This window comes from Pacificispira spongiicola (assembly GCF_012926505.1).
Classification (GTDB): Bacteria; Pseudomonadota; Alphaproteobacteria; order UBA8366; family Aestuariispiraceae; genus Pacificispira; species Pacificispira spongiicola.
Genome location: NZ_JABBNT010000005.1, coordinates 201,374 through 214,336, shown reverse-complemented (window position 1 = coordinate 214,336; position 12,963 = coordinate 201,374). Strand labels below are relative to the sequence as shown.

Annotated in this window: 14 protein-coding genes; 9 read left to right on the top strand and 5 right to left on the bottom strand. The window is 60.4% G+C overall.

Going from position 1 to position 12,963, the window contains the following annotated elements:
- Positions 1–138: 138 nt before the first annotated feature.
- The 3 genes from HH303_RS16815 (at position 139) to HH303_RS16805 (ending at position 4,942) form a co-directional block, all read left to right on the top strand.
- Positions 139–807, top strand: a complete 669-nt coding sequence (locus HH303_RS16815; protein ID WP_227421892.1) for a DUF2497 domain-containing protein — start codon at positions 139–141, stop codon at positions 805–807.
- Positions 808–968: 161 nt separating this feature from the next.
- Positions 969–3,623, top strand: a complete 2,655-nt coding sequence (locus HH303_RS16810) for a valine--tRNA ligase (protein ID WP_169626536.1) — start codon at positions 969–971, stop codon at positions 3,621–3,623.
- Between the two features lie 104 nt (positions 3,624–3,727).
- On the top strand, positions 3,728–4,942 hold the full coding sequence (locus HH303_RS16805) for an MFS transporter (RefSeq protein WP_169626535.1): 1,215 nt from the start codon (positions 3,728–3,730) through the stop codon (positions 4,940–4,942).
- Positions 4,943–4,945: 3 nt separating this feature from the next.
- Here the strand turns inward: HH303_RS16805 and hisI are convergent, their stop codons facing one another.
- Both hisI and HH303_RS16795 read right to left on the bottom strand, forming a co-directional pair.
- A complete protein-coding gene (hisI, locus tag HH303_RS16800) occupies positions 4,946–5,353 on the bottom strand; it encodes a phosphoribosyl-AMP cyclohydrolase (RefSeq protein WP_169626534.1) in 408 nt (135 codons plus the stop codon).
- Positions 5,354–5,379: 26 nt separating this feature from the next.
- Positions 5,380–6,309, bottom strand: coding sequence for a lipid II:glycine glycyltransferase FemX (locus HH303_RS16795; protein ID WP_169626533.1), 930 nt, complete (start codon positions 6,307–6,309; stop codon positions 5,380–5,382).
- Positions 6,310–6,342: 33 nt separating this feature from the next.
- Here HH303_RS16795 and HH303_RS16790 point away from each other — a divergent pair, with 33 nt between their 5' ends.
- Positions 6,343–6,549 carry a hypothetical protein gene (locus HH303_RS16790; RefSeq protein ID WP_169626532.1) on the top strand — a complete coding sequence of 69 codons (207 nt, stop codon included), beginning with the start codon at positions 6,343–6,345 and terminating at the stop codon, positions 6,547–6,549.
- On the opposite strand, the gene HH303_RS16785 is transcribed toward HH303_RS16790, so the two are convergent.
- Entirely contained in the window at positions 6,546–7,067 is a 522-nt protein-coding gene (locus HH303_RS16785; protein ID WP_169626531.1) for a CoA-binding protein, read from the bottom strand. The genes HH303_RS16790 and HH303_RS16785 overlap by 4 nt on opposite strands.
- Before the next feature lie 16 nt (positions 7,068–7,083).
- Positions 7,084–7,893, bottom strand: a complete 810-nt coding sequence (locus HH303_RS16780) for an enoyl-CoA hydratase (RefSeq protein WP_227421891.1) — start codon at positions 7,891–7,893, stop codon at positions 7,084–7,086.
- A 133-nt stretch (positions 7,894–8,026) separates the two neighbouring features.
- Here HH303_RS16780 and HH303_RS16775 point away from each other — a divergent pair, with 133 nt between their 5' ends.
- The 5 genes from HH303_RS16775 to HH303_RS16755 all read left to right on the top strand — a co-directional run bounded on the left by HH303_RS16775 (position 8,027) and on the right by HH303_RS16755 (position 10,780).
- Positions 8,027–8,452 (top strand): PaaI family thioesterase, encoded by a 426-nt coding sequence (locus HH303_RS16775; protein WP_319637443.1) that lies wholly within the window; start codon positions 8,027–8,029, stop codon positions 8,450–8,452.
- A 37-nt stretch (positions 8,453–8,489) separates the two neighbouring features.
- Positions 8,490–8,996, top strand: a complete 507-nt coding sequence (locus HH303_RS16770) for a PAS domain-containing protein (RefSeq protein ID WP_169626530.1) — start codon at positions 8,490–8,492, stop codon at positions 8,994–8,996.
- A gap of 239 nt (positions 8,997–9,235) precedes the next feature.
- Positions 9,236–9,700 (top strand): 50S ribosomal protein L13, encoded by a 465-nt coding sequence (gene rplM / locus HH303_RS16765; protein WP_169626827.1) that lies wholly within the window; start codon positions 9,236–9,238, stop codon positions 9,698–9,700.
- A gap of 2 nt (positions 9,701–9,702) precedes the next feature.
- Positions 9,703–10,188, top strand: coding sequence for a 30S ribosomal protein S9 (gene rpsI / locus HH303_RS16760; RefSeq protein ID WP_169626529.1), 486 nt, complete (start codon positions 9,703–9,705; stop codon positions 10,186–10,188).
- 103 nt (positions 10,189–10,291) lie between these two features.
- Positions 10,292–10,780 carry a hypothetical protein gene (locus tag HH303_RS16755; RefSeq protein WP_169626528.1) on the top strand — a complete coding sequence of 163 codons (489 nt, stop codon included), beginning with the start codon at positions 10,292–10,294 and terminating at the stop codon, positions 10,778–10,780.
- On the opposite strand, the gene HH303_RS16750 is transcribed toward HH303_RS16755, so the two are convergent.
- Positions 10,777–12,765 (bottom strand): oxidoreductase, encoded by a 1,989-nt coding sequence (locus HH303_RS16750; protein ID WP_169626527.1) that lies wholly within the window; start codon positions 12,763–12,765, stop codon positions 10,777–10,779. The genes HH303_RS16755 and HH303_RS16750 overlap by 4 nt on opposite strands.
- Positions 12,766–12,963: the final 198 nt, after the last annotated feature.

Sequence of the window (12,963 nt, the reverse complement as noted above, 5' to 3'; positions counted from 1 at the left end):
TGACGTATCAGAATCGGGCAGTCTCAAAGCCGGTTTTCGGGTGTAATTTTAGTGACGCCCGAGGAATCGGGCTACGCTGCCGCTGGAGAACGCCCCTGTGGTGTTATTTCTGGGGCGTGACGGAACGGTGACGGAACGATGAGCGACAACCAAGAACCTTCGATGGAGGAAATCCTCGCATCCATTCGGAAGATCATTTCCGAGGATGGTGAGGACGAGCCGCAAAAAGCGCCCGAACCCGAACCGGCTCCTGAGCCGGAACCGGAGCCGGAGCCCGAACCAGAGCCCGAACCAGAGCCGGAGCCGGAGCCCGAACCAGAGCCGGAGCCTGAACCGGAACCCGAAGAAGAACCGCTCGAGCTGGAAGAAGAGTTCGAGGAGGAGCCCTTGGAGCTGGAAGACGAGGTCGTCGAGGAACCGCCGGAACTCGAACTCGTTGATATGGAAGAGGAAGAGCCGGAGGAAGAGGAAGACGACTTTCCGCCGCCCCCTCCGCCGCCGCCACCCCCTCCGCCGCCGCGTCCGGAACCCGATATGGATCCGATCATGCCGGCCCTGTCGGAAGACGACCGGATCATCTCGGATCGCACCGAAGATTTCGGCATGCATCAATTCGCGTCCCTCGAACGTTCCATCCGCATGGGGCAGGCCGGGGAAACGCTGGAAGACATCGTCAAGGGCTTGTTGAAGCCCATGCTGCGCGGCTGGCTGGACGAAAATCTGCCGGGGCTCGTCGAACGCCTCGTGCAGGAAGAAATACAACGCATGGCCCACCGCGCCCGCAAACGCTGGGACGAGGAAGACTGACGGCCAAAGTCGTTTAACAATGTCAAAAGGCCTCGACCGATCTCGGTCGGGGCCTTTTTGCATCGTCCCGGTCGCATTTCCTGCGTGCCGGGTTTGACCTCCTTGCGGCAAACCGTATAACCGTCGCAATCGATCGATTTTCTGTCAGTTGAGGGAGTCCCATGGCGGACAAGCTGGACAAGACCTATCGGCCGGATCAGGCCGAAGGCGCGCACTACAAGCGTTGGGAAGAAGGCGGGTATTTCAAATGCGGTCAGCGCCCGGACGCCGACCCGTTTACCATCGTCATTCCGCCGCCGAACGTCACCGGCAGCCTGCATATGGGGCACGCCCTTAACAACACGATCCAGGACGTGATGATCCGCTATCGCCGTATGGCGGGGCGCGACACGCTGTGGCAACCGGGCATGGACCATGCCGGTATCGCGACGCAGATGGTCGTGGAACGCAAACTGGCCCAGGAAGGCAACCAGTCCCGGCGCGACATGGGCCGCGACGCCTTCATCGAGAAGGTCTGGGAATGGAAGGGCGAAAGCGGTGGGGCGATTTCCAACCAGTTACGCCGCTTGGGCGCGTCCTGCGATTGGAGCCGCGAACGCTTCACCATGGATGACGGGTTGAGCAAGGCCGTCCTGAAAGTTTTCGTCGATCTGTATCGTGAGGGGCTGATTTATAAGGACAAGCGTCTCGTCAATTGGGACCCGGCGCTTGAAACCGCGATTTCCGATTTGGAAGTGCAGCAGGTCGAAACCAAGGGCAAGATGTGGTTCTTCCGCTATCCGGTGGAAGGCGAGGACGGCGTCTTCCTGACGGTCGGCACGACGCGCCCGGAAACCATGCTGGGCGATACCGGCGTCTGCGTGCACCCGGACGATGAACGCTACAAGCATCTGGTCGGCAAGAATGTGATCCTGCCACTGGTCGGCCGCGCGATTCCGATTGTTGCCGACAGTTATGCCGACCCGGAAACCGGGACCGGCGCGGTGAAGATGACGCCTGCCCACGACTTCAACGATTTCGAGGTCGGCAAACGTCAGAACCTTGAGATGATCAATATCCTGACCCCGCAGGCGAAGCTGAACGAGAACGTGCCCGAAAAGTATCGGGGCATGGATCGGTTCGAGGCGCGCAAGGTGGTGGTCGAGGATCTGGACGCCCTGGGCCTGTTGGAGAAAATCGAGGATATCGATCATTCCATTCCCTATGGCGACCGCGGCGGCGTGCCGATCGAACCCTATCTGACCGATCAATGGTATGTCGACGCCAAGACCCTGGCGAAACCGGCCATTGAATCGGTGGAGCAGGGACGCACCAAATTCGTCCCGGAAAACTGGACCAAGACCTATTACGAATGGATGCGCAACATCCAGCCCTGGTGCGTGTCTCGCCAGTTATGGTGGGGGCACCAGATTCCGGCATGGTACGGCCCGGATGGGGAAACCTTCGTCGCCCATGACGCGGCGGAAGCCCAGGCCGCCGCCGATGCGCATTACGGAAAGACGGTCGAATTGACCCGCGACGAGGACGTGCTGGATACCTGGTTCTCCTCGGCGCTGTGGACTTTCTCCACCCTCGGCTGGCCGGACAAGACGCCGGAATTGGACCGCTACCACCCGACCAACGTGTTGGTGACCGGGTTTGACATCATCTTCTTCTGGGTCGCCCGGATGATGATGATGACGCTGCATTTCATGAAAACGGAGCCCTTCGAAACCGTCTATGTCCACGCCTTGGTTCGGGACGAGAAGGGCCAGAAAATGTCGAAATCGAAGGGGAACGTTATCGATCCCCTGCAGCTGATCGACGAATACGGCGCGGACAGCCTGCGCTTCACGCTGGTTGCTCTGGCGGCGGCGGGCCGCGACATCAAACTGTCGACGCAGCGGGTCGAGGGCTACCGCAACTTCATGACGAAGCTGTGGAACGCCGCGCGTTTCTGCGAAATGAACGACTGCGTTCTGGACGAAAGCTTCGATCCGGCAAGCGCCAAGGAAACGGTCAACCGCTGGATCCTGGGCGAATTGGGCAAGACCCGCGACGCGGTGACCACGGCCATCGAAACATTCCGGTTCAACGAATCCGCGGGCGCGCTGTATCAGTTCGTCTGGGGCACCTTCTGCGATTGGTATCTGGAATTCGCGAAACCGCTCTTCGCGGGTGACGATCAGGCCGCTGCCGACGAAACCCGCAAGACGGCGGCCTTCGTTCTGGAACGCATTCTGCGTCTGATGCATCCGATTGCGCCTTTCGTGACGGCGGAATTGTGGAACCATGTAAAGGGCGAGGGTGCGGAAGACATCATTATCGCCGCCTGGCCCGACGCGCCTGCTGTCGATGCCGATGCCGAAGGCGAAATGGGCTGGGTCGTGCGCCTGGTTTCCGAAATCCGGTCCGCCCGGTCGGAAATGAACGTGCCGCCGGGGACCAAGATTTCGCTGGCGATCCAGGGCATGGGCGACCAGGCGAAGGCCTGGCTGGAACGCCATGCGTCGCTGATTTCCACATTGGCCCGCGCCGAGAAAATCGATCATGTCGAGGCCATGCCGGAAGGTGCTATTCAGATCGTCGTGGACGAATCGACGGTGGGGATTCCGCTGGCGGGCGTCATCGATCTGGCCGCCGAACGCGCCCGACTGGAAAAGGCGATTGCCAAAGCCGACGGTGAGATCAAGAAAATCGCGGGCAAGCTGGGCAACGAGAAATTCGTTGCCAACGCTCCGGAAGAGGTCGTCCAGGAAAACCGCGACCGCCTCGCCGAGGAACAGGCCCAACGCGACAAGCTGGCCGAAGCCCTGTCCCGGATTGCCGCCCTTTAACCGGGCGGTGTCGCATCGGAACGGATGTTATGAACCGGCGTCCGCTTGAGCGGCAGCGGTATTCGTGAGACCGTGATTGCAATCATAGAGATTGGAGACGATCCATGCGGCACCCGTCGCCCCGGCTTGCGGCAGGTTTTTCGAATGTCGGGCATTTCCTGTTTCACTATTTCGCGGCGATGTATTTCACCATCGTCCTGGCGATTGAACGTGACTGGAACGATCCCTATTCGGTGCTGATGGAATTGTGGGTGCCGGCGTCGCTGCTGATCGGGTTGGCGGCGCTGCCTGCCGGGCGTCTGGCGGACCGGTGGTCCAGTCCGGGCATGCTGATCGTCATGTTTCTGGGCATGGGGGTCGCGACCTTCGCCTGCGGGTTTGTCGACGGGCATGCCGGGCTGATGATCTTTCTGGCCGGTCTGGGCCTGTTCGGCGCTATTTATCACCCGGTGGGCATTCCCTGGGTCATCAAGACCAGTGAGGGTAAGGTTGGGATGCGCCTTGCCGTGAATGGTATTTTCGGCGGTCTGGGGGCCGCGGCGGCGGCGATGTTGTCCGGCTGGCTGATCGAAGGATTGGGCTGGCGGGGTGCCTTTATTCTACCGGGGGCGGTTTGCACCGTAATCGGTTTCGCGATGCTTTACTGTCTGCAAACCGGGCGCATTGCCGAAGGCGCGCGATCCGCGCCGGGCCGCACGGGCAAGGGCAGTAGCGCCGGGAACCTGAAAGCGGTCGCGCTGATGCTGATCCCGATGTTCATGCTGGGCCTGATTTACAACACGGTTCAGAATGCGATGCCGAAACTGTTCGAAGAGCGGATGATCGACCTGTTATCGGGCCAGATCGGTCTCGTCGGGACGGCGGTCGGGGTGGTTTATGCCATCGGCGCGGCGATGCAGCTTGTCGGCGGTTATCTCGCCGACCGGTATCCGTTGAAACGGATTTACGTGTTGCTGTGGGTCCTCCAAGCGCCGCTGCTCTATATCCTCGCGGAGCATGCGGGCATTCCCTTGGGCATCGCGGCGGTTGGACTGGCCATGGCAGGGACGGCGATCCTGCCGGCGGAAAACATGATGTTGTCCCGGTTTGCGCCCGCCGATCATCAGGGCGTCATCTTTGGGGTGAAATTCGTCGTGTCCTTCGGGGCCGCACCGTTGGGCATCTATATGCTGACCCAGGTTCGGGACGCGACGGGTGATTTCACGCTGCTACTGCTGACCTATGCGGCCGCGTCGCTGTTCGTCGTCCTGGTGGCGATGATGCTGCCGCGCAGCCGCGACTATGCGGAGGACACGCTGCAAGCCGCGGCGGCGGAGTAGGGGTTACAGGCGCTCCTGATCCGTCGTCAGGGTGCCGTCCTTATCCGCCTTTCGGAAAAAACAGGTGCGGAAGCCGACATGGCAGCAACCGCCGTCGCCTTGCGGACGAACGCGCAGCACCACGGCGTCCTGATCGCAATCGATACGCAGTTCCTTAACGATCTGGACCTGACCGGAAGTCGCGCCCTTGTGCCAAAGCTCCCCCCGGCTGCGCGACCAATAATGCGCTTCGCCCGTCTCCAGTGTTTTCTCCAGGGCTTCGGCATTCATATAGGCGACCATCAGCACCTCGCCCGTGTCGGCGTCGGTGGTGACGGCGGGCAACAATCCGTCGGCGTCGAATTTCGGCGCGAGGCGGTCGCCGGTTTCGATATCCGATTTGGTCAGGCCGGTGCGGTCAGTCAGGGACATGAGGCTTCCTCCGATTTGCGGCGCGACTATACGTAGGTGCCGGGAAGGGTGAAAGCCTCACCACCGATACCCGCCTTAAAATGTGCCACACCCGGGGCGCTGTCCCAGTCCAGCCCGCCCAGGTCCAGGAAGCGGATGCCGCGTTGTTGCAGTGTCTCGATCCCCCGCCAGAGCAGCAGGTTATGGGCATGTATCGCCCGTCCGTCGGGACTGGTCCAGCCGATCTGATAGGTCGCGGCCTGTCCATGCATGACGAACAGAACACCGGCAATCACGTCATCCCCCATGCGCGCTTCCAGGCACAATCTGTCGGAATCCGTCAAGGCGCCCAATAACATGCCGGACGGCGCGGCATAGCCTACCTTCTTACGGTGCCTGTCGTATCGGGTGAGCAGGGGGCGGGGGTCTTCCACCTCCGCCACCGTCAGGGTCCCGGCGGTTGCCCGATCCGTCGCACGGCGCAACTGGTTCCGGAAGTTCTGGCGCATTGCCGCCTTTATTCCAGATAGCGGCAACGACAAGTCCAACCATGCGGTCTCGTAGGGCTTGAGCACCTTGTGGAACCCGGCATTCCGTAACAGATCCACTACCGCCGGACCGTCCGGCAGTTCGGGCAGGATGGACAGGCGCTTCATCCGGCCGAGCGGATAGGCGCGGCGTACTTCTTTCATCGCCGCGATCCGGTCTTCCGGCAGGACGGATTGGAAGAATAAGGGACCGCGCAATATCCGGCCCAGGGTAAACAGGCCCAATCGCGTTTCCTCGAAGACCTGAACGAGGCCGACGGGGCGTCCGTTCTTCTGGATATACGCCCGCCGCACCCTCGCTTGCCCGGTGGCTTCTAGGGCGCGGCCCCAGGACCAGGACTGAAACATCGTGCTGCGCCCGCATTTCGCCAGACGGTCCCGCCAGTGGGCCTCGTCGGGGCTTTCCCAATCAAGTTGAATGGTGTTCATGTGGGGCGGCGCTTACAGGATGGGACGGCGGTCATGGGTGAAAGCAAGCGGCGGAAACAGGCGGGGTTCGAAACCGGCGGTAAGTCCACGCAGAAAAGGAAATGGGGCAGCTTTCGGCTGACCTGGCGGGTCATCGTCCTATTTATGCTCGCCATGATCCTGTTGGATATCCTGTTCTATGCGATCTTCCGTTTCGGCTTCGACAGCTGTTATGGCGTTCTGTGCCTGCTGAACAGCTAGAGTGTTTTCTTCTTTGAGGTGATGACGCGGGTGTTGATCCCGTTCCAGCCCAATTCCCCAGACAGGCGCGCATGTTCGATCTTCGGGCAGCGATTCATGACAACGGATAGGCCTGCGGCCTCCGCCATATGGGCTGCTTCTTCGTTCACCACGCCCAATTGCATCCAGATAACTTTCGGCAGCGGCAGCAGATTGAGAGCGGCCTCCACGACGCTCGGCACTTGATCGGACCGGCGGAAGATTTGTACGACATCGACCGGTTCGTGAATGTCGGCCAGGGAGGCGACCACCATGCGTCCCAGAATTTCCTGCCCTGCCGCGCCGGGATTGACGGGGACGACGTTCATTCCCTTTTTCAGCATGTATTGCATGGCGAAATAGCTGGGCCGGTTCCAGTTCGTGCTGGCCCCGACCATGGCGAAGGTCCGGCAGGTGCGCAGGATATGACGGATATACGCATCCGCGTAAAAATCATGCGAATGGTCGAACAGGGCGGTATTGGAAATCGTTTCGGTCATATCCGACTCTTTACCGTCATTCATGCGACCAAAGGGGCGGGCGCTTGCCGATAAAGGCGTCGATGCCTTCATCCGTGTCGGCATAGCCCATATTTTCCACCATGACGCTACCGGCATAGGCATAGGCGTCTTCCAGCGTCATGTCGATCTGTCGGTGGAAGGCTTCCTTCCCGGTTTTCAGAACCTTGCGGGATTTGGAGGCGATGACCGCCGCGAGCGCATTCGTTTCCGCATCCAGTTGATCTTCCGCCACGCAGCGATTGATCAAACCGATTTCCGCCGCATGCTGTGCCGAAACGACGTCCCCGGTCAGCAGCATTTCCATCGCCTGCTTTCGATGCACCGCGCGGCTGAGCGCGACCATGGGCGTGGAACAGAACAGACCGATATTGACGCCCGGTGTGCCGAATTTCGCCGTGTCGGCGGCGATGGCCAGATCGCAGGTCGCGACCAACTGGCATCCGGCGGCCGTGGCGATACCGTGAACTTTGGCAATAACCGGCTGGCGCAGGCGTGTGACGGCCAGCATCATCTTGGTGCAGGTATCGAAGGTACGTTGACGGAAGGCGACGTCCGGATTGGCCTGAAGCTCCTTCAGGTCGTGGCCACCGGAAAAGCCGCGCCCGCTGCCTTCAAGGACCACGACGGCAACGGACCGGTCGCGGTCCAAATCCGCCAGTTCGTCCAGAATTGCTTCCATCAACGCGATGGATAGGGCGTTATAGGCCTTGGGCCGGTTCAGCGTCAGCGTCGCGACGGCGCCGTCCGTGCGGCGCAGAACAAGCGGTTCCGGCATATCGGCCTGTTGGGCTGCGTCGACGCTCATGTTTCCTCTCCCGGTACTTTTTTCTGGAAAGCAGGAGCATCAACCAATTAGCGTGGCTGTTCAAGATGAACGCAGCGGCGCGTCCCGCGATAAAATGGGGCGCCGCCCGATACGCAGGGTAGGGAGCCTAACAGTGTCCACGAAACATTTGCCGCGAGACGTTCTGGAGAAGGTTCTGGCGCATGATGCACCGTTTGCAGAGCTTTACGGCTTTGTCGTGGAAGAATACGGGGAAGGGACGGCGACGGTCCGGTTGCCCTATAACCAAAAACTGATCCGGCCGGGCGGGACGATCAACGGCCCGGCCATGTTCGCCCTGGCGGATTTCGCGATGTACATCGCGGTCATGGGCGCGATCGGACCCGTGGCCCTGGCGGTTACCACCAATATGAATATCGATTTCCTGCGGAAACCGGCAGATACCGATCTGATCGGGGAGGTTACGCTGTTAAAGCTCGGCAAGCGGTTGGCTGTCGGGCGGGTCGATATCCACGCGGATGGGGAAAAGGAACTTTGTGCCCATGTCACTGGGACCTATTCGATTCCGCCACGCGATTAGCGGCGGATAGCGTAAGGGGGCAAGCTAGAGGTCGAGAGTGGTCGATAAGACGGTATTGAACGACATACTGGGACGCACCTATTCCGCTGATGAATTGCGATCGGAGGAGCAGGCATGGTTTCACCGCTTTTGGTGCGATCACGTGCGGGATACCGGCCGACTACCCGGCCGCCGCGATATCGACCCTGTGACTCTGCCCCGTAAACTGCTGCCGGTTATGATGATCATCGATGTCGAACGACCGCCGGATGCCCCCTTGTGCTTTCGCTATCGGCTCGTCGGGACGGAGACCAGTCAGTTTTACTGGCGGGATCCGACCGGCGCGCGTTTTGAAGAGATTTATACCGGACAGGCACTGGCTGACTTCAACGCCTTTTTCACGACGGTGGTGGAGACGCGGCAACCGGATTTCCGCGATCATATCCGTCTCCCTTGGCGGCATGAACATGTCCTGGAATACAGCCGAACCGCGCATCCTCTGGCGACGGACGGTTGGACCGTCGACCGTGTGGTGTTGGTTTTCCGTCCGGAATATAGAAGGTGATGGGTGGCGATCCCCGGTTTTTTGCCTAAAAACAGTGACTTTTTGTGCGGTAAAATAATACCGTTAATTTAACATATTGATAATATTAAGTATTTTTGGGAAAAATCGAAAATCAAGGCATTGACGTGCCGCCGTGCCCGGTATATCAACCGCCGTCTCCGGGAATTCCGGGAAAAGTATGATCGGCTACGGCATCGCAATGGGCGATGCGCGGGCCAAAGATTAGGCAGGCAGCAATGATGAAAACCTTTTCGATGAAGCCGGCGGAGGTCGAAAAGACCTGGTACGTCATCGACGCTCAGGACATGGTCCTCGGCCGCATGGCTTCGGAAATCGCGAAAATCCTGCGCGGCAAGCACAAGGCGGGCTATACCCCGCATGTGGATTGCGGCGACAACGTCATCGTCATCAACGCGGACAAGGTGAAACTCACCGGCCGTAAACTGGCGGACAAGACGTATTACTGGCACACCGGCCATCCGGGTGGGATCAAGAGCCGCACGGCGGAACAGATCCTGACGGGTCGTTTCCCGGAGCGCGTCGTCGAAAAGGCGGTTGAGCGCATGGTCCCCCGTGGTCCGCTGGGCCGTCAGCAGATGAAGAACCTGCGCGTTTATGCCGGCACCGAGCATCCGCATGAAGCTCAGTCGCCGGTGGCCCTCGATCTGGCCTCGCGCAACTCCAAGAACAAGCGGAGCCGTTAATCATGGCCGAACAAACTCTCACCGATCTGTCCCAACTGGGCGGTGCCACCGGTGCCGTCGTTGCGGAAGCCGCCGCCCCGGCGGAACCGAAGAAAGACGAATTCGGCCGCGCCTATGCGACCGGTCGTCGTAAGAACGCGGTCGCCCGCGTCTGGATCAAGCCGGGTTCCGGCAAGGTCGTGATCAATGGCAAGGACCAGGAAGTCTATTTCGGCCGTCCGGTTCTGCGCATGATCTTGAAGCAGCCGTTCGAACAGGCCGACCGCGTCGATCAGTTCGACGTGATGTGCACGGTCACCGGCGGTGGCCTGTCCGGTCAGGCCGGCGCCCTGCGCCACGGCATCAGCCGCGCCTTGGTCAACTTCGAGCCGGGCCTGCGCGGCGCGCTCAAGGCCGCCGGCTTCCTGACCCGCGACTCGCGTCAGGTCGAACGTAAGAAATACGGCCGCGCGAAAGCCCGCCGTAGCTTCCAGTTCTCCAAGCGCTAAGACGGTTCGTCTTCGCCTTTGGGTGGATGCTTTCAAAAGGCGCTGCTCCCGACCATCCGGGGGCAGCGTTTTTTTATTCTGACGACAGAGATAGGATTGCCTCATGCTTCGTAGATTTTCCCTGCTCTTGTCGTTTGTGGCAGTCCTGACTTCTGCGGTCATACCGTTGGTATGCGTGCGGGCGCATGAAGCGTCCTATCCAGAACTCGCCGACTTATCCGGTATCTACGAGCTAAAGGATTTCGCGGCGGCGGGTATCTATTCGTCCGGGGAAGAAGACGAGGCGCGCGATTTCATCGGGTATTTTCTGACCGTCCATGGGGATCATATCGTGCTGCCGACCAGCGAGCTGTGCCATGTCGCATCGGTTCGGCACGAAACCCTGAAAGACGATTGGGAAAGCTTCGGGACGGCGGGCGGATCGTGGTCGGAGGTCGGTCTGATCGAAACGTCGGCGGCGGGTTACGATGTGACCTTGGTCGATTTCGACTGCGACGGGCCCTTCGGGGGCATGATCGTACAGCCGGAATCGCAGACCTATCTGCTGAAATACTGGGCGGTCTATCTGATGATCGGCCGCGAACAGGATTAAAGTTCGACCGCCGCCTTGTAGCCGCTATAGACGGCGGTTGCGATGATGCCGGGCGCGTCGCAATCACCGATACGCTGTACCGATTTCGGGGCGCCGGGACCGCTCGTCGTCATGGCCGCTTCGATGTCTCGGAACAGCGCTTCGTGCGCTTCGCGGCGGGTCAGGGGGATCACCCAATCCGCCGCCACGGGAATGTCGGTCCCGGTCAGCACGCAGTGGGAGACGACGTGATCGCGTTCGACACGGTCTATCAACCGGTTGGTCAGGACCGTCACCCCGGCATCGGCGAGGCTTTTGATCGTGGCGCATTGTTCGTTGGTGTAGCGGGTCCAACTCGCCGGACGGCCGCCGGGCGTCATGTAGGTGACGTCAATTCCCCGCTGCCGCAGTGCCAGCGCCAGCACGGCGGCGAGGTAATAATGGTCGTCGTCATGGATCAGGACCGGCCCGTCCGGCAGGTCGCCGCCCGATAGCACCGTATCGGCGGAAACCACGGTCGCATCGTCGGTCCTCGGTACGGGCGTGTCGCGGTGCCGCCCGATCCCATCCACCGTCCAGGACGCGCCGGTCGCGACAAGAACACGGTCCGCACCGACCGAAAGAACATCGCTCGCGCCTAGGCGGCTTTCGCGGAATATCTCCACATTCGTCATCTTTTCGATCTGGCCGACGCGCCAGTCACGAACGCGGGCCCATTCGGACAGGCCCGGCAGCTTCGATTCTTGCGTGACCCGTCCACCGAGGTCGCGGCTGGCTTCCGCCAGCATGACGTCGTATCCGCGTTGGCCCAGGGCCCGTGCGGCCTCAAGCCCCGCCGGGCCTGCGCCGACGACGAGAACGCGTTCCGCCTTGGAAACCGTCGCGATCCGTTCCGGATGCCAGCCTTTTCGGTGTTCCTCGCCCATGGTCGGGTTCTGGGTGCAGCGAATCGGCACGCCCAGGGAGTTATGGGCGTAACAGATGTTGCAGCCGATGCATTCGCGGATGTCTTCCGGTCGCCCCTCGCGGATCTTTACCGGAAGGAACGGATCTGCAATCGACGGGCGGGCGGCCCCGATCATATCCTGCACGCCACCGAGCACGACCCGCGCCATCGTGTCGGGGGAGGTGAAACGCCCGACAGCAGCCACCGGTTTGGACGTCATCGATTTCGCCTTGGCGATGCTATTTTCCAGCGCGCTTTCTTTAACGAAGCGGGAGGCGCCCATTTCGATGCCGTAGTCATGGACCGTCAGGTCCCAAAGGTCCGGCATGTCCGCCATCATGGCGAAGGCGTCATAGGTTTCGGGATCGGACAGGTCCGCGGCGAAGCGGACGGCGAGGGCGGCCTTATCCCCAATCGCGTCGCGTGTTTCGGCGATCAGTTCCCGGACCAGCCGTGTGCGGTTTTCCAAGGACCCGCCATATTCGTCGGTTCGGGTGTTGATCGTCGCGCTGAGGAATTCGGAGAGTAGATAACCGTGCGTCGCATAGACATAGACGATATCGAACCCGGCTTCGATCGCGCGTTTCGCGGCGTCCCGCTGCCATTTCCGGACGTTTCGGATATCCTCCTTATCCAAACGGCGGCACTGGAACGGGTGGGGCAGATCGACATTCGTCGACGGTCGACTGATCATCCCCAAAGTCGGCACGCGACTATCGGTATTCGCGACGTAGTTCCCGCCGATGCACAACTCGACCCCCGCCAGCGCGCCATGCTCGTGCACGGCATCCGTCATCAGGGCATTGGCGCGGATATCCTCGTCATTCCACAGTCGGGCATAGGGGTAATAGCCGTCATCCGTGCTTTCATGGACGGAACAGTATTCCGTACAGACGACGCCCCAACCGCCTTCGGCCTTGATGCCGCGCATGGCCGCCAGGGTCTTCGGTCTGTGCCATCCCATGCCGGTACAGTGCGGGACCTGATAGAACCGGTTCGGCGCCGTGACGGGGCCAAGCGTGATCGGTTCGAAGAGAATGTCATAGCGCGACGATTGCACGGGAGCCTCAAACAATGGGGATTACGGTCCGGAGTTTACGGTGAAATTCTCTTGGGGCTCTATGATTAATTTGAACGGACGCTTAAAATAATTCGATGGTTGGAGAGATGTAAAAACTATTATCCGGCGCTCAAAATATTATGGCGGAAAATATTTTGCATTATTTCATTGGTAATTTTTAAAAAGGCGCTTATATTA